Genomic DNA, 16,608 nt, shown 5'->3' with positions numbered 1-16,608 from the left:
GTAACCACAGGCGACAGTAGCGAACCTCATGGATCTGATACTGCCCATGCTGGTCGACGGCCTCGCGGCCTCGGCCCTGATTTTCTTCATCGCAGTGGGGCTGACGCTGGTCTTCTCCGTGCTGCGGGTGCTCAACGTCGCGCACGGCAGCTTCTACGCCATCGGCGCCTACGTCGCCGTCGTCATCGGCGGCTTCGTGATGAGCGCGGGGGCGAGCCCGTGGCTCTCCTTCCCGATCCTGTTCCTGTCGGCCGCGCTGGTGGCAGCGCTCCTCGGCCCGGCGATCGAGCGCACCTTCATCCGCTTCACCTACGGCAAGCCGGAGGCGGTGCAGATCCTCGTCACCTTCGCCCTCTTCCTCATCTTCGAGGACCTGCAGAAGCTCGTCTTCGGCGTGCAGGCCTACTACCAGGACGCGGCCGTCTCGGTGCTCGGCATCTCCGACATCGGCGGCATCATCTACCTCAACTACCAGCTCCTCCTGATCGCGCTGGCCGTCCTCACGGTGCTCGCCCTGCGCCTCCTGATGCGCAACACGCGGCTCGGCAAGATGATCGTCGCCGTCGTCGCCGACCCCGAGGTCTCCGCCACGCTCGGCATCGACACCAGGCGCGTCTACGCCGCCGCCTTCACCATCGGCGTCTTCCTCGCCGCGCTGGGCGGTGCCCTCGCCTCGCCAAACTCGGGCGTCGCGCCGGGCCTCGGCGCCGAGGCGATCGTGCTCGGCTTCGCGGTCGCGGCCATCGGCGGCCTCGGCCAGATCGAGGGCGCCGCCATCGCCGCCATTATCGTCGGCATCGCCCGCGTCGTCGCCATCTACGAGATGCCCGCACTGGAGCCGGTCGCGCCCTACCTCGTCATGCTCGCGGTGCTGCTCGTGCGGCCATACGGCCTCTTCGGCGCCGCCACCCAGCGCAGGATCTGACGACCGTGCTGCAGCTCCTCATCATCGGCCTCCTCGTGGCGGCGTTCGCCACGATCCCGGTCGCCTTCCCCTGGCTCGCGTTCGTCTTCACGCTGGTCCTCGCGAAGGGCTTCGCCGCCCTCGGCGTCGCGATCCTGCTGCGCGCCGGCCTCATCTCCATCGGCCACGCCCTCTTCTACGCCATCGGCGCCTACACCGTGGGCTTCCTCTCCCAGGGGGCCGGCGTCGACCTCCTCATCCCGCAGCTTCTCGCGGCGGCGGCGATCTCGGGCGTCGCCGGGCTTCTCGTCGGCCTCTTCATGGTGCGCTACCGCGGCATCTTCTTCGCGATGCTGAACCTCGCGGTATCGATGGTCGGCTACACCCTCCTCTCCAAGCTCTACAACGTGACGGGAGGCACCGACGGCCTCGCCATCGCCACCCCCAGCGTCCTCGGCATGACGCTGAGCCGCGAGGCGTTCGAGCACCTCCTGCTCTACGGCGGGCTCGGGCTCGCGGTCGTGGTCTGCATCGTCGCCCACCGCTATCTGAAGAGCCCGATGGGCGAGGCGCTGTCGGCGGTCGAGACCAACGAGATCCGCCTCGAATACCTCGGCATCGCGGTGCCGCGCGTCCTCCTCTTCGCCTACGTCGGCTCGGCGATCCTCGCCGGCATCGGCGGCGCGATCCACGCGCTGGCGGTCGGGCACATCACGCCGGACCTCGCCTACTGGACGACCTCCGGCCAGCTCGTCCTCGTCGCGGTGCTCGGCGGCATCGGCGGCGTCGTCGGCCCGTTCATCGGCGCGACCTTCATGGAGAGCGTGCGCTCGTTCGCGGCCATCTACGCGCCCGACGTGTGGAACATCATCATCGGAGCGGGGCTCCTCATCGTGATCTTCTTCCTGCCCCGGGGCCTCTACGGCCTCATCGAGCGGATCGGCGGCCGGAGGGACGGCCAATGACCGCCCCCCTCCTCTCCGTCCGCGGCATCAAGGTCTCGTTCGGCGGCGTGAAGGCCGCCGACGGTGTCGATCTCGACGTCAACCAGGGCGAGTTCCTGGCCATCATCGGCCCCAACGGGTCTGGCAAGACGACGTTCATCAACCTCGCCACCGGATACGTGAAGCCGAAGGCCGGCACGATCCACCTCGAAGGCCGGGACATCACCAGCCACAAGCCGCGCGAGATCACCAAACTCGGCATCGCCCGCGCCTTTCAGATCCCGCAGCTCTTCGGCGACCACACCGTGCTCGACAACCTGATGCTCGCGGTGGCCGCCAACCGGGGCTTCTGGCGCTGGCAGACCCCGCTCGGCAGCGAAGGCGTGCGGCAGGCGGCGATGGAGCTCCTCGACACCGTCGGCCTCGCCGATCTCGCCGCCACCCACTCCTCGGCGCTGTCCGAGGGAGGGCGCAAGCTGACCGACATCGCCCTCGCGCTCGCCCTGCAGCCGCGCCTCCTGTTGCTCGACGAGCCGACGGCGGGCGTCTCCACCGACGAGAAGCATCCGCTGATGGAGAAGCTCGCCAAGGTGCTGCGCGACCGCGGCGTGACGGCGGTGTTCGTCGAGCACGACATGGACCTCGTGCGCCGCTACGCCGACCGCGTGGTGGTGTGGAACCAGGGCCGCGTGGTGGCGGAAGGCCCGCCTGACACGGTCCTCTCCGACCCGGCCGTGCTGCGTGACGTCGTGGGGGTCCTGTGATGCTCGCGCTTGACGACGTTCGCGTCTCCCTCGCCGGGCACACGGTGCTGCGCGGGGTGTCCTTCGAACTGCCGCAGGGCAAGACCACCGTCCTCGTCGGCCGCAACGGCGCAGGCAAGACGACGACCCTGCGTGCCATCATGGGCATCGTCCCGCTGACCGCCGGACGCGTGACGCTGGACGGCGACGACCTCACCGCCCGGCCCGACCACGCCCGTGCCGGCCTCGGCATCGGCTACGCGCCGGAGGACCGGCGGATGATCCCGGCCTTCTCGGTCGAGGAAAACCTGCTCCTGCCGACCGTCGCCCTCAACATGCCGGCGACGCTGACGCGCGAACGGCTCGCCGCCGTCTACGAGCTGATGCCGGAGCTGGTCGACCTCAGGGGCCGTCCGGGCGGCAGCCTCTCGGGCGGTCAGGGCAAGATGGTGGCGCTGGGCCGGGCGCTGATGGTGGCGACCAGGGCGATCCTGCTCGACGAGCCCTTCCAGGGCCTCGCCCCGGCGCTGGCGCTCAACTACGCCCGCACCCTCGCCAGGGTTCGCGACCTGCGCGGCGACCTCGCCCTGCTGGTGACGGAATCGAGCCCGCACCTCCTCAAGGGCGTGGCGGACAGGGCGCTCAGGATCGAGCGCGGCGAGGTCGAGGAAACCACGCTCGAAGCGCTCGGCCGTCACGACTGACACGGCCCGCGGCGCCGCCGGGCGACACGGCCGCCGCGGCGGTGCCACCCGCCGCGGGCCGCCGGGGCGGAGCACCCGTTGCCGTCCGGATGCGCCGCCCGGCCGCCCCTAGGCGGCCGCGCCCGAGCCCGTGCGCTCGGCGATCTCGGCGAGGATCTCCTCGGTGTGCTCGCCGAGGGTCGGCGGCGCGGTGCGGGGCTGGCCGTCACGGGTGCCGTCGATCCAGACCGGGTTGCGCACGGTCCGCACGGTCCCTTCGGTCGGGTGCTCCAGCTCCATGAAGGTGCCGAGATGCTCGGCCTGCGGATCCGCCAGCGCCTCCGGGACCGAATTGACCGAGGCGAACGGCACGTCCGCCTCGGCAAGACGCGCGGCCCATTCGGCCCGCGTGCGCGTCGAGAACGACGTCTGCGCCGCCTCCGCCAGGGCGAAGTAGTTCTCGATCCGTCCCTCGCGGGTGGCAAAGCGGGGATCGGTCGCCAGCTCCGGCCGCTCGATGGCGGACAGGAACCCGGTCCAGAATTTTTCCTGCGAGGACATGTGGACGTTGAGGAGGCGTCCGTCCGAGCAGCGGAAGGCATATGACTGCGACGTGCGCACCCTGAGGTAGGGGTCCGACACCAGACCCATCTGCCCGTAGTAGTGGAACGGATCGGGCATGAAGGCGGCCGTCGCCTCCAGCATGTTGACGTCGACGCGCCGTCCGACGCCGCTCCTCTCCCGCTCAAACAGCGCCGCCAGGATCCCGTAGGCCGCGTAGAGGCCGGTGACGTTGTCGGAGATCGTCGGGCCGGAGAGCGCCGGCGCCTCCGGGTCCACGAAGAGGCTCGACATGCCGGCGATCGCCTGCGCCACCGCGTCATAGGCCGGCCGCTGGGCGTACGGCCCACTGCGGCCGAAGCCGGAGATGTTGCAGCGCACGAGGCGCGGGTTCAGCTCCGTCAGCGCGGTGTCGGAGAAGCCGAGCCGGTCCAGCACGCCGGGGCGGAAATTGTCGAGGAGGACATCCGCGTCCTGAAGCAGCGCCCGCAGCACCTTGCGGCCCTCGTCCGAGCGCAGGTCCAGCGCGACCGAGCGCTTGTTGCGGTTGTAGGCGCAGAAGTGCGGGCTGTACGCGCCGCCGCGGAAGGAGCGGAACGGGTCGCCGCCGTCCGGCCGCTCCACCTTGATCACGTCCGCCCCCATGTCGGCCAGCATCATCCCGGCGAGCGGTGCGGTGATCATCGTCGACAGCTCGACGACGCGCGTTCCCCGGAGCGGGGCGGTGTCGGGGACGTTCACGGGGGCGTTCTTCGGGGCGTTCATGGGAAACTCTCAGCGGGCGGGCGGCTCGAGCAGCGCGAGCAGCGCCTCGGTCGCCTCGTGCATGGGAAAATGGCCGACGTCCGCGAGGATGCGGGCCGAAACACCGAGCTGCTCGGCGATGACTTCGACGGAGGCGACCGGCGCCACGGGATCCACCGCCCCGCCGATCACCGCCGCCGGCCCCTCGTAGGGGGCGAGGGTGGCGAGGATGTCGGAATCGCACAGCATCCGCCACGCGGTGAGGTACGCCTCGTCCGGAACAGCGGCCATCGTCGCGATGATCCCGGCGAGGTCGGCCTCGGTCACCGTGGGGCCGACGATCGAGCCGGTGCGCGCCTTGGCGAACGCGTCCATGCCGCCGTCGCGGATCTCGTTCGCGCGACCGTCGTGGATCGCCTCGCGTTTCTCCGCCGGGAGCGGCGCGAAGCCGGAGACCGGGCAGATCAGGGTCAGGCTCTCCACCCTCTCCGGCGCGATGCGGGCGAGGTCCGCCGCGACGATGGATCCGAGGGAGTGGCCGCAGACGGCGGCCGAGGCGATCCCGAGATCGTCCATCAGCCCCAGCGCGCGGGCGGCGTAGGCGGCGGAACTCGGCGTCTCGCTGGCGAGCGGCGCGGCACCGTCGTAGCCGGGAAAGGTCCAGGCGACGACACGACCGGCCCGCGCCAGGCTGTCGATGACCGGAAGCCATGAGGCGGTGGTCCCGCCAATCCCGTGGATGAGGAGGAGGACGGGGCCCTCCCCGCCGGTGTCGATCCAGCGCTCGCCGTGGAGGTCGTTCAAAGTGTTGGTCATCGCGACTGACTCACATGAACCGCGCCGGATACCAAGTGACGTTGACCACCTGATCAAACACACCCCAGAGGAGGAGGAAGATCGCGCCCCCGTAGAGCGCCGCCACCCAGAGCTTCGCGCGGGCCCGCAGGAGGACGAACAGGAACGCGAAGACCGGCAGCGCCACGAGCTGGCCGAAGCAGATCGTCGCGGCGACCACGAGGACCATCCACAGCGCGAACTCGCCGAGGAGCGCCAGGGTGGCGAGCGGGATCTGTCCCTTCTCGTGCCGCGCCCCGAAGTCGCCCGCCAGCGCGATCGCGGCGGCGATCACCCCGGGAACGGCCATCGCCACCGGGAAGGCGGCGAGCGCGGCGGGCCAGGCGCGCGCCTCCCACATCGCATACCCGAAGGCGGCTATGGCGAGGGCGGCGAACACCATGCCGAAGAGCGGCGAGGTCTCGCGGAAGGCGAACGTCTCGGCCGCCGCGCCGCCGGGATGCGTGGCGGCGATCTCGGCGCCGTGGACGCGCTCGGCCTTCGCCTTCCGCGCCCGGCGGATGGAGAGGACCACCGTGACCACCGCCACCACCAGCAGCGCGATGACGATCGGCCGGCCGAGCCAGGCCATGCCGTACGACTGGCGCGAGATGTGAAGCGCGTTCTCGATGATCGGGGCGATGATGAAGCCCAGGATCAGCGGCGGACGCGGCCACCCGGCGTGCTTCATCGCCATGCCGAGCGCGCCGGCGCCGAACAGCGCCACCCAGTCGCCGAGCTGGAACGTCGCCGTCCACGCGCCCATCAAGGTGAAGACGACCACCGCCGGCACGAGGTAGCGCGACGGAACGAAGATGAGCCGCGCAATCGGCTTCGTCAGCGCGAAGAGGAGCAGCGCGGCGACGACGTTGGCCACGACCAGCGTCCAGATGAGGCTGAATGTCAGCGGCAGCTGCGTCGTCAGCATCGACGGTCCGGGCGTGATGCCCTGGATCAGGAAGGCGCCGAGGAGCAGCGCCATCGGCGGGCTGCCGGGGATGCCGAACGCGATGGTCGGCACCAGCGCCCCGCCCTTCACCGCGTTGTTGGCAGACTCCGGCGCGATCACGCCGCGCACGTCGCCCTCGCCGAAGTGCGGGTTCTTGCGCACCGTCTGCACGGCGTGGCCGTAGGCGATCCAGTCGGCGATCGCCGCGCCGAGGCCCGGCAGGAGGCCGATGTAGACGCCAAGGACCGAGCAGCGCAGCATCAGCCACCAGTTGTTCATCGCGTCGCGCACGCCGCGCATCAGGCCGGAGGCGTCGCCGGCCGGCTGGCTCACCCGGGCGATGCCGCCGCCCTTCATGAGGTCGACGATCTCGGGAACGGCGAAGAGGCCGAGGACGACGGGCATCAGCGGGATGCCGTCGATCAGATAGATGATGTTGAACCAGTAGCGCGGGATCGCGATCTGCTCGCCATAGCCGACCGAGGCGATCAGCGTGCCGAGCGCGGCCGCCGCGACGCCCTTGGCGATCGAACCGCCCGACAGCGCCCCCACCATGGTGAGCCCGACGACGCCCAGCATAAAGAACTCGGGCGAGGAGAAGGCGAGGATGATCGGCTGCAGGATCGGGATCGACAGGACCACGGCGATGGCGCCGATGACGCCGCCGATGGCCGAGACGGTGAAGGCCGCGCCGAGCGCGCGCTCCGCTTCCCCTCGCTTGGCCATCGGGTAGCCGTCGAGGACCGTCGCCTGCGAGGCCGCCGTCCCGGGTATCCCGAGGAGGACCGAGGAGATCGTGTCCGCCGTTGAGGTGACCGCGTACATTCCGAGCAGGAAGGAGAGCGCGGACACGGTGTCCATGCTGAAGGTGAACGGCAGCAGGATCGCCATGCCGTTGAGGCCGGACAGGCCCGGCACCACACCGAACACGATGCCGATGAGGATGCCGAGCATCAGAAAGCCGATGGCCGGCCAGACGAAAAGCTGCGTGGCGCCGAGGATGGCCTGTTCGAGCATGGGCTACCGTCGAAATGGGTGGGCGTGGCCCGGCGGGACCACGCAAGAAAAGGGCCCCGCAGGGCCCTCGGGTCTTACTGCTGGTTCACGTACTCGGTGAACTTGGCGAGGAAGTCCGGGTCGAGGTCCGCGAGGCGCTCGATGATGGCCTGCCCCTCCTCGCCGAAGGTGAAGCGCGGCTCGACGCCGACGGTCTTCTTGTAGTCGGCGACGAACTCCGGATCCGCGGCGAGATCCGTGAACGCCTGGCGCATGGTGGCGACGGCGTCCTCATCGGTGCCCGGGGGCATCAGGATGGAGCGGTACATCGATTCCATGATGGCGTTGATCAGCGACAGCGCCTCCCACTCGAAGCCTTCCGGCATCGCGTCCGCGCCGAACTTGGCGTGGTACATGTCGAGGAAGGTCGGGATGTGCATCTCGGAGAGCAGCGGGTTCGGGTGGTAGCCGCCGTCCGTGTCCTCGATGTCGAAATGGAAGAGCGGGATGGCGATGCCCGGCTCCACCATCGTCGGCATCACCGAGCCCATGAAGCCCGGCAGCGAGCCGTTGGTCAGCTGGATCTCGTCCTGCAGCATCGCGGTGTCGATCGGCTTCAGGCCGCGGTAGCCGGAGACGAGGTCGAAGTCGATGCCGAGGAGGTCGAGCGCGAGGCGCGTGCGGACCGTCTGGTGGATGGTCGGCGACATCGTGCCGGCCTTGAACCCGGACGCCTTCAGGAGGTCGGTCGGCTCCTCGATGCCGGGCGCGACGTCCTTGCGCATGTAGAAGATCGTCGGGTGCGAGATGCCGGCGATGAACGCGAAATCGTTGTACTCGATCATCAGGCCGGGAGCCTTGATGAGCTGGTCGATGGGGTTCCAGGTGAAGAAGCCGACCATCGTGCCGTCCTTCGGCGCCGAGGTGCCGAGGAAGTTGGAGCCGATGTTGCCGCCGCCGCCGGGCATGTTCTGCACGATGACGTTGGGCTCGCCGGGCAGGTGCGCCCCGAGGTGCTGGGCGATGATGCGGCCCTCGATGTCGGTCGAGCCGCCGGCGCCGTAGTTGATCAGCAGCGTGACCGTTTCGTCGGAGTAGTCGGTCTCGGCCTGCGCCGGGCCGAAGCCGATGGCCGCGGCGAGGGCCGAGGCGGCGGCAAGGAGCTTCAGTCTCATTCCGGGATCCCCTTTTCGTGTGCGGGTTGCGGATGGGCGCGCGGACGCCGCCTCAGGCGTAGTCGCGCAGGATTTTCTGGGCCAAGGCGCCGCGGAGGATCTCCTCGGGACCTTCGGTGATCATCATCGAGCGCTGGTCGCGCCAGAATTTCTCGATGGGCAGGTCCAGCGTGACGCCGGCGCCGCCGAAGATCTGCATGGCGCGGTCGGTGGCCTCGAAGGCCATCTTGTCGCCGCGCATCTTCACCACGTAGGCGTCGTTGCGCACGTCCTCGCCGCGGTCGTAGGCGGCGGCGGTCGTGTAGACCATCAGGCGCAGCGCCTGCAGGTCCACGTACGAGTCGACCAGCATCCACTGCACCGCCTGCCGCTCGGCGAGCGGCTTGCCGAAGGTCTTGCGATCCTTCGCGTACTCGGCGGACAGCTCCAGCATGCGCTCGATCACGCCGATGGCGCGGGCGCCGTGGCGGATGCGGCCCTGGTTGATCCAGTCCTGGGAGAGCGCGAAGCCCTGCCCCTCCTCGCCCATCAGCGCGTCGGCGGGGACGCGCACGTCCTCGAAGGCGAGCTCGCAGGGGCGGTCGCCCATCATCGTCTGCTGCTCGCGGGCGATGGTGACGCCGGGGGTGTCCATGTCGACGAGGAAGGCGGAGATGCCGCCGCGGCGGCCCTTCACCGGGTCGGTCACGGCCATCACCTGCGCGAAGTCGGCCTTCTGCGCATTGGTGATGTAGCGCTTGTAGCCATTGATGACGTAGCCGTCGCCGTCCTTCACCGCGGTGGAGCGGATCGCGCCGGGATCGCCGCCGGCGTCCGGCTCGGAGAGGGCGAAACAGCTCGCCTTCTCGCCGCTGATCACCGGGTAGAGGTACTTCTCCTTCTGCGCCTCGGTGAGGTTGATGAGCATCGGGCTCACCTCGGGGCCGAAGATCGACTGCTTGCGCGGCGGGCAGGCGATGGTGCGGCCCATCTCCTCCCACAGGATGACGCGGGCGGTGAGGCCGAGGCCGAGGCCGCCGAGGTCTTCCGGCAGCTCGACGTACCAGTAGCCGAGCGCCCTGGTCTTGGCCTCGAGCCTGGCGCGGTACTCGGGCAGCATGTCGAAGCCGTCGCTGGCCTCGCGCTCGATGGGGATGACCTCGGTGTCGACGAAGCGCCGCACCTGGTCCTTCATCATCTTCAGGTCGTCGGAAAGTTCAAAGTCCATGGGAAGTCCGGGCGGTATGGGCCGGCGCCATCAGTCCTTCACCTCGGTGTAGGAGCCTTCGGCGGGGCGGTAGCTCTTGTCGTCGACGAAGCGACGGATGGCGGTCTGCTGGGCGGAGGCACCGGCGCGCATGCGCAATTCGCCGATCTTGGCCGCAAGGTAGTCCTCGGCCTGGCGCATCGGCATCGCGCGCACCTGGCGCACGGCATGCTTGGTGGCGCGGTAGGCCTCCGGGTCCTTGCCCGCCAGCGTCCTGGCGAGTTCCGTGACGCGCGTGCGCAGGTCCCCCTTCGGGACCGCCTCGTTGACGAGGCGCAGGCGTGCCGCCTCGATGCCGTCGATCTTTCGGCCCGTCAGGGCGAGGTCGAGCGCATCGCGGTAGCCGAGGCACTCGGTCAGGACGCGGGCGACGAGGCCGCCGGGAATCTGGCCCCAGTTGATCTCGGAGAGTGCGAACATGGCGTCTTCGGCCGCGACGGCGAAATCGCAGGCGATCATCTGCGTGAAGGCACCGCCGATGCATACGCCGTCGACCATGGCGATGGTCGGCTTGGGGAACAGCTCGAGCTTGTGCCAGCGCCAGGAATTGGCGGCCGCCTGGGCCTTCTTCTGCCCTGCCGGGTCGCCCTCGAGGTCGCGGAAGAACTCCTTGAGGTCCTGCCCCGCGCTGAAGGCGCCGCCCCGTCCGGAGATGACGACGGCGCGCACGGCGGGATCGGTCTCGAGCCGGTCGAGGGTCTCGTCCATGGCGAAGTGGAGCGCCGGGTTCATGGCGTTCTTCTTCTCGGGACGGTTGAGGAAGACGAAGGCGACGCCGTCCTCAAGCTCGGTTTCGACGACGCTCACCAGTGTCCTCCCCTGCCGCTCTCGCTGAACCGGAGGCGCATCTAACGGCGCCTCAAATTGCAGTAATATTTCACAAGCACATCTTATTGAGTGATTTTCGACCGTCAAGCGCCCTTGTGCCCACTCCCAAGGCATGCCTACCCGCATGGCATTGACAGGTCAAATTAGCTATGTAACCTAGGTAAATGAGTTCGATGAATGCGCGGACGGCGTCCGCCGAGACCCAAGTGGTGACCGTGTCAGCCGGTGATTGCGACCCTCGCCCGATGACCGCGAGCCGCCCCGCCCTGATCCGCGACGGGCGGGACGACGCGTTCCGCGCGTTCGTGCACGGCCTGCTCGCATTCACCGCGCGCCTCGAAGCGACGCGGCAGGCGCTCGGCTCCGTCACCGGGCTCACCGGGCCGCAGTACACGATCCTCATCTCGATCGCGCACCTCTCGCGCCTCGGCGACGTGAGCGTCAGCACCGTCGCCGGCCACCTCCACTACAGCGGCCCCTTCGTGACCGCCGAAGTCGGCCGCCTCGCCAAGATGGGCCTCGTCGACAAGGCGCCGAACCAGAACGACGGGCGACGCGTGAACCTCACCGTCACGCCCGACGGGCAGGCCCGCCTCGACGACCTCGCCCCGCTCCAGTCCCAGGTCAACGACACACTCTTCGCCGCGCTCGGCCCGGCGGACTTCGACCGCGTTCTTACGTTGCTACCCGGACTGATCGCGGGCGGCGACAATGCGCTGGCGCTTCTCGAATACGAGAGCCAACGCAAGGAGCTGCAGGAATGAGTGGATTCGACCCCAAGACGTTGCGCCGCGCGCTGGGCGACTTCGCCACCGGCGTCTGCGTCGTCACCGCCGAGCCCTCCCCGGGGACCCGCATCGGCATGACGGTCAATTCGTTCTCGTCCGTGTCGCTCGACCCGCCGCTCGTCCTCTTCTGCGTCGCCAACACGGCCAACGGCCTCGAAGGCTGGCGCAGCGCCGGCCACTACGCCGTCAACGTCCTCGCCGACAACCAGATCCACATCTCCAACCGCTTCGCCCGTTCCAGCACGGACAAGTGGGAGGGGTTCGCCGCCGACCCCGGGGTGACCGGGGCGCCGCTGATCTCAGGCGCCATCGCCCACTTCGAGTGCACGCCCGAACACCAGTATCCGGGCGGCGACCACACCATCTTCGTCGGCCGCGTCGTCGCCTTCGACCGGCCGCGCCCCAACGCCGAGCCCCTGGTCTTCCACCAGGGCCGCTACCGCGAACTCACTCACCAGCATGACATTGCCGTCCCCGCCGACGCCCTTTGGCTCCTCGGCTGGTGACAGGCCGACCCGGAGAACCAGTCCGATGATCAAGAACGGCGCGATGCATATCGACAGCCTGCGCGATGGGCGGGAGGTCTTCATCGACGGCGAGAAGGTCGCCGAGCCGGTCGACCACCCCGCGTTCCACAACGCGGTGCGCTCCTACGCCAAGCTCTACGACATGCAGGCCGCCAACGCCGACCTGATGACCTTCACCACCGAGACCGGCGCGCAGGTGAACCGCCAGTGGGACCTGCCGACGAGCTACGAGCAGCTCGTGACGCGCCGCGAGGCGCTGGAGGCCTGGGCCGGCGAGCACTTCGGCTTCCTCGGCCGCTCGCCGGACCACGTCGCCTCCTGCCTCTCCGGCATGGTGATGGGCGCGAAGATCTTCGAGGACTACGATCCGGCCCGCGCCAAGGCGCTGAGGGACTACTTCGCCTACGCGCGCGACAACGACCTCTTCCTCACCTACGTCATCATCAACCCGCAGGCGGACCGGTCCAAGAGCGCGGCCGGCCAGACCGACCCGTACCTGACCGCCGGCGTCGTCGACGAGGATTCGGAAGGCATCACCATCCGCGGCGCGAAGATGCTGGCGACGTCCGGCATCATGGCCAACGAGGTGTTCGTCACCTGCATCCAGCCGCTGCGCGAGGGTGACGAGAACTACGCCGTCTCCTTCGCCATCCCGATGAACGCGAAGGGCCTCAAGATCCTGTCGCGCAAGTCCTACGAGGCCGCTGCCCCGTCGCGCTTCGACAACCCGCTCGCCAACCAGTTCGACGAGAACGACGCCGTCCTCTTCTTCGACGACGTGAAGGTTCCCTGGGACCGCGTCTTCATCAACAAGAACGTGGAGATGGTGGCCCGGCAGTTCCACGCGACGCCCGCCCACTCCTACCAGAACTACCAGTGTCAGATCCGCCTGATGGTGAAGATGCGCTTCCTGGCGGGTCTCGCGCGCGGCATCGCCGAGACCAACGGCACCCTCGCCTTCCCGCAGGTGCGCGAGATGCTGGGCCAGCTCGCGGCCGAGGCCGAGCTCGTCGACGCGCTGGTGCGCTCGATGGAGGTGAAGGGCCGGATGGAGGGCGGCTACTTCGTCCCCGACCGCCACACCCTCTATTCCGCGCAGGTCCTGACCCAGCAGCTCTACGGCAAGGTGATCACCACCCTGCGCGACCTCGCCGGCGGCGGCGTCATCATGCTGCCCTCTTCCGTGGACGACTTCGCCAACTCCGAGATCGCCGCGATCATCGACAAGACGCAGCAGTCGCCGGTCCGCTCGTCCCGCGAGCGCGTGAAGTTCTTCAAGCTGGTGTGGGACGCGATCGGCTCCGAGTTCGGCTCGCGCCACACGCAGTACGAAATGTTCTATGCCGGTGCGACCTTCGTCACGAAGGGACACTCCTTCCGCACCTACGACTGGTCCGGCGCGACCGCGCTCGTCGACCGCTGCCTCAACTCCTACGCGCTGTCCGACGAGGTGAGCGCGCTGAAGACCGCCGCCGAATAACGCTCGAGAGGATGCCGAATGGCCATCGACAAGGAACACAAGGAATTCCACCCCGTGGACCTGACGGAGGGGTTCGCGCCGCCTCCCGGCTACCCGGAGGGGATCAAGCAGAAGATCCTGGCGGGCTTCCTCGATGAGGAGAAGAAGGTCGGCAACCGCACGCGCCTCCTGAAGTTCGACCCGGGCGTCTACACCACGAAGCCGTTCGTGCACGACTACTTCGAGGAGGTGTACCTCGTCTCCGGCGACCTCACCGTCGGCAACGACGAGAACGGCGAAGGCGGCGAGGCGTTCGAGCCCAACACCTACGCCTGCCGCCCGCCGGGCGCCGTGCACGGCCCGTTCAAGTCCGAGAACGGCTGCGTCCTGATCGAGATCCACTACTACCCGGAGAGCTGATCTCCCGCACCGCCGCAGCCCGCAGGGTCTGCGGCGGTCTCGTTTCCGCCTCCGGCGTGACGGCCGCCCTCCCCGCGGCACTCCGGCGAGCCCCCATGAAAGGACTGTGGATCCGGCGCCGCCCGGCACCCGCCTTGCTCGCCAGACCCCGCACCTCCTCCACGGGACACGCCAGATGGACCTCATCCTCCGAGACGCCCGCCTGCCCGGCGACGCCGCCACCAGCGTCGACATCGGCATCGAGGACGGCAAGATCGCCGCCATAGCGACGGACCTTGCCGCCGAGGGCGAGACGCTCGACCTCGGCGGCCGCCTCGTCACGCCGGGCTTCGTCGAGACGCACATCCACCTCGACAAGTCCTGCATCCTGGACCGCTGCTCGGACCAGGGCGGCGACATCACCGGGGCGATCGCAGAGGTCGCCAGGGCCAAGGGGAGCTTCACGCCCGAGGACGTCTACGCGCGCGGCCGCCGGACGGTCGAGAAGTGCATCCTCCAGGGCACCACGCACATGAGGACGCAGCTCGAGGTGGACCCGGTCGTCGGCCTGCGCGGCTTCGAAGGCGTCCTGCAGCTTGTCGACGACTACCGCTGGGCCATCGACATCGAGATCTGCGTCTTCCCCCAGGAGGGGCTCCTCAACAATCCCGGCACGGAGGAGCTGATGGTCGAAGCGATGAGGCGCGGCGCCAGGGTGGTCGGCGGCGCGCCCTACACCGACAGCGATCCCCACGGCCAGATCGACCGCGTCTTCGCCATCGCCCGCGAGTTCGACGCCGACATCGACATGCACCTCGACCTCAGCAACGACCCGACGACCCTCGACCTCGACTATGTCTGCGAGCTCGCCGAACGGTACGGGCGGGGCGGGCGCACCGCCATCGGCCACGTGACCAAGCTCGCATACGCCGGGCCCGAGACCTTCGCCGACGCGGCCCGGCGGCTCGCCGACGCTGGCGTCGCGCTGACCGTGCTGCCGTCCACCGATCTCTTCCTGATGGGCCGCGATCAAGCCTGCGGCCAGTCGCGCGGCGTCACCCATGCGCACAGGCTGCTCGGGTACGGGGTGAACTGTTCGCTCTCGACCAACAACGTCCTGAACCCGTTCACCCCGTTCGGCGACTGCTCGCTGGTCAGGATGGCGAACCTCAACGCCAACATCTGCCACGTCGGCGCGGCGCACGACGTCGTGGAGTGCTTCAACATGGTCACCACGCGCGCGGCCCGCCTGATGAACATCGACGGCTACGGCCTCGAGGCCGGCATGGCGGCCGATCTCGCGGTCCTCGACTGCGACAGCCCCTACGCCGCCGTTTCCGAGCTGGCGCCAGTGCTCTACGCGTTCAAGCGCGGGCGGCGGACGATGACGCGGCCGGCGGCGCAGATCCACCGCCCGGCCTGAGCCTCCCGCCGCGAGGGCCCGGTCAGACCCCGGTCAGGGGTACGATCCTCGAGCCGTCGAAGAAGCGCGACAGGCGGAAGGCCGCCGGGTCCACGAACGGCGCCGAGCCGCTGGCAAGGTCGGCCGCGAGGCGTCCGCCGGCCGGCCCCAGCCCGAAGCCGTGGCCGGAGAAGCCCGTCGCGATCACGAGCCCCGGCCGGCTCTCCACCTTTGAGATCACCGGCACGGCGTCGGGCGTGACGTCGATCATGCCGGCCCAGCGCTGCGCCACCTCGGCCTTCTCGAGCACGGGGAGCGCCTTCTTCGCCGCGGCGAAGGCGCGGTCCGTCAGGCGCTTGTTCGGCTTGGGATCGAGAATGCGGATCTCCTCGAACGGGCTCTCCGTATTCGGGTCCCACGGCGCGAATTCGCGCCACTCGCGCCAGAAGCGCGGGCCGAGGCGCGGGCGGAGCTGGCGCCACTCCATCTTCGCCGCGGGCCAGAACTTCATGAAGAAGCGGAAGCTGTCCGGCGTCAGGTCGAAGTCGTTGGCGACCAGCGTGGAGATCGTGTACCCCCCGTCCGCGCGCTTGCGGACCGAGAAGTTCGGGCCGCGCACCGTGACCGTCGGCCCGTCCTCCACCGGCGTCGTGCGCATGACCGAGTTGATGACCTTGAGCTGCGGCAGGGTCACGCCCGCCTGCCGCAGCAGGAGGCGCGACCACGCCCCGCCCGCGACGACGACGGCACCCGCCTTGATCCGCCCCTTCTCGGTGATGACGCCCTTCACGACGCCGCCCTCGACGTCGAGCGCCCGCACGGCGCAGCCCGTCAGCACGGTGCCGCCCTTCGCCATCACGGCGCGGGCGACGGCGGGAGCGGCCTTCTGCGGCTCGGCACGGCCGTCGTGGGGAGCGTAGATGCCGCCATTATGCTCGTAGTTCAGCTGCGGCAGCATCCGGTTGACCGCGTCGCGGTCGATCCGCTCGATCCGCGTCTGGCGGCCTTCGACGTTCTTCAGCCACTCGGTGTTCTCGGCCTCCGAGGCGGCGTCGTAGAACGGGACGACGACGCCGCACTGGGTGTAGCCGACGTCCGCGCCGACGCGCTCGGCCATCCCCTCCCAGATGCGGATCGAGGCCATCATCAGCTCGATCTCGCGCGGATCGCGGCGGGCGAGTCGCACCCAGCCCCAGTTGCGGCTCGACTGCTCGCCGGCGATGATCCCCTTCTCGCAGAGCACCACCTTGAGGCCGCGCTCGGCGAGCTCCAGCGCCGTCGTGGTGCCGATGATCCCGCCCCCGACGACGACGACATCCGCCTCGGCCGGGAGCGTCGCGGCCCCCTCGACCGGCTCGACTGTGGGTCCTGGCACCTAATGCCTCCTTGCGCGCATCGCGCTCGCCGCCCTCGCCCCCATGGCGCG

16 protein-coding genes are annotated in these 16,608 nt (G+C 69.3%); 9 read left to right on the top strand and 7 right to left on the bottom strand.

The window, feature by feature from the left end; translation table 11 throughout:
• Window positions 1-28: 28 nt before the first annotated feature.
• From DLJ53_RS25315 to DLJ53_RS25300, 4 genes are read left to right on the top strand one after another with little or no spacing between them, the layout of a single operon-like run.
• Entirely contained in the window at window positions 29-925 is an 897-nt protein-coding gene (locus DLJ53_RS25315) for a branched-chain amino acid ABC transporter permease (RefSeq protein ID WP_111350443.1), read from the top strand.
• A 5-nt stretch (window positions 926-930) separates the two neighbouring features.
• Window positions 931-1,869, top strand: coding sequence for a branched-chain amino acid ABC transporter permease (locus tag DLJ53_RS25310; RefSeq protein WP_202913342.1), 939 nt, complete (start codon window positions 931-933; stop codon window positions 1,867-1,869).
• Window positions 1,866-2,612 (top strand): ABC transporter ATP-binding protein, encoded by a 747-nt coding sequence (locus DLJ53_RS25305; protein WP_111350441.1) that lies wholly within the window; start codon window positions 1,866-1,868, stop codon window positions 2,610-2,612. Before DLJ53_RS25310 ends, DLJ53_RS25305 begins: the two co-directional genes overlap by 4 nt.
• Window positions 2,612-3,295 carry an ABC transporter ATP-binding protein gene (locus tag DLJ53_RS25300; protein WP_111350439.1) on the top strand — a complete coding sequence of 228 codons (684 nt, stop codon included), beginning with the start codon at window positions 2,612-2,614 and terminating at the stop codon, window positions 3,293-3,295. Before DLJ53_RS25305 ends, DLJ53_RS25300 begins: the two co-directional genes overlap by 1 nt.
• Before the next feature lie 108 nt (window positions 3,296-3,403).
• Here the strand turns inward: DLJ53_RS25300 and DLJ53_RS25295 are convergent, their stop codons facing one another.
• The 6 genes from DLJ53_RS25295 to DLJ53_RS25270 all read right to left on the bottom strand — a co-directional run bounded on the left by DLJ53_RS25295 (window position 3,404) and on the right by DLJ53_RS25270 (window position 10,586).
• Complete coding sequence (locus DLJ53_RS25295; RefSeq protein ID WP_111350437.1) at window positions 3,404-4,600, bottom strand: CaiB/BaiF CoA transferase family protein; 1,197 nt, start codon at window positions 4,598-4,600, stop codon at window positions 3,404-3,406.
• Window positions 4,601-4,609: 9 nt separating this feature from the next.
• Complete coding sequence (locus tag DLJ53_RS25290; RefSeq protein WP_111350435.1) at window positions 4,610-5,395, bottom strand: alpha/beta fold hydrolase; 786 nt, start codon at window positions 5,393-5,395, stop codon at window positions 4,610-4,612.
• 10 nt (window positions 5,396-5,405) lie between these two features.
• The gene (locus tag DLJ53_RS25285) at window positions 5,406-7,379 is read right to left on the bottom strand and encodes a tripartite tricarboxylate transporter permease (RefSeq protein WP_111350433.1); all 1,974 of its coding nucleotides are present in this window, start codon (window positions 7,377-7,379) and stop codon (window positions 5,406-5,408) included.
• Window positions 7,380-7,453: 74 nt separating this feature from the next.
• Window positions 7,454-8,533 (bottom strand): Bug family tripartite tricarboxylate transporter substrate binding protein, encoded by a 1,080-nt coding sequence (locus DLJ53_RS25280; protein WP_111350431.1) that lies wholly within the window; start codon window positions 8,531-8,533, stop codon window positions 7,454-7,456.
• Window positions 8,534-8,585: 52 nt separating this feature from the next.
• A complete protein-coding gene (locus DLJ53_RS25275) occupies window positions 8,586-9,740 on the bottom strand; it encodes an acyl-CoA dehydrogenase family protein (protein WP_111350429.1) in 1,155 nt (384 codons plus the stop codon).
• Window positions 9,741-9,770: 30 nt separating this feature from the next.
• The gene (locus tag DLJ53_RS25270; protein ID WP_162409538.1) at window positions 9,771-10,586 is read right to left on the bottom strand and encodes a p-hydroxycinnamoyl CoA hydratase/lyase; all 816 of its coding nucleotides are present in this window, start codon (window positions 10,584-10,586) and stop codon (window positions 9,771-9,773) included.
• Window positions 10,587-10,852: 266 nt separating this feature from the next.
• On the opposite strand from DLJ53_RS25270, the gene DLJ53_RS25265 reads away from it, so the two are divergent.
• The 5 genes from DLJ53_RS25265 to DLJ53_RS25245 all read left to right on the top strand — a co-directional run bounded on the left by DLJ53_RS25265 (window position 10,853) and on the right by DLJ53_RS25245 (window position 15,203).
• A complete protein-coding gene (locus DLJ53_RS25265; RefSeq protein ID WP_162409536.1) occupies window positions 10,853-11,371 on the top strand; it encodes a MarR family winged helix-turn-helix transcriptional regulator in 519 nt (172 codons plus the stop codon).
• Window positions 11,368-11,901, top strand: coding sequence for a flavin reductase family protein (locus tag DLJ53_RS25260; protein ID WP_111350423.1), 534 nt, complete (start codon window positions 11,368-11,370; stop codon window positions 11,899-11,901). The genes DLJ53_RS25265 and DLJ53_RS25260 overlap by 4 nt, the downstream gene beginning before the upstream one ends.
• A gap of 25 nt (window positions 11,902-11,926) precedes the next feature.
• The gene (locus tag DLJ53_RS25255) at window positions 11,927-13,402 is read left to right on the top strand and encodes a 4-hydroxyphenylacetate 3-hydroxylase family protein (RefSeq protein ID WP_111350421.1); all 1,476 of its coding nucleotides are present in this window, start codon (window positions 11,927-11,929) and stop codon (window positions 13,400-13,402) included.
• A gap of 18 nt (window positions 13,403-13,420) precedes the next feature.
• Complete coding sequence (locus tag DLJ53_RS25250) at window positions 13,421-13,801, top strand: cupin domain-containing protein (RefSeq protein WP_111350419.1); 381 nt, start codon at window positions 13,421-13,423, stop codon at window positions 13,799-13,801.
• Window positions 13,802-13,976: 175 nt separating this feature from the next.
• Window positions 13,977-15,203 (top strand): amidohydrolase family protein, encoded by a 1,227-nt coding sequence (locus DLJ53_RS25245; RefSeq protein WP_111350644.1) that lies wholly within the window; start codon window positions 13,977-13,979, stop codon window positions 15,201-15,203.
• 22 nt (window positions 15,204-15,225) lie between these two features.
• Here DLJ53_RS25245 and DLJ53_RS25240 read toward each other — a convergent pair whose 3' ends face one another.
• Window positions 15,226-16,557: an NAD(P)/FAD-dependent oxidoreductase gene (locus DLJ53_RS25240; protein WP_111350417.1), complete on the bottom strand. Its 1,332-nt coding sequence runs from the start codon at window positions 16,555-16,557 to the stop codon at window positions 15,226-15,228.
• Window positions 16,558-16,608: the final 51 nt, after the last annotated feature.

This window comes from Acuticoccus sediminis (genome assembly GCF_003258595.1).
GTDB lineage: Bacteria > Pseudomonadota > Alphaproteobacteria > Rhizobiales > Amorphaceae > Acuticoccus > Acuticoccus sediminis.
This window is presented reverse-complemented; position numbering and strand designations above follow the sequence as displayed.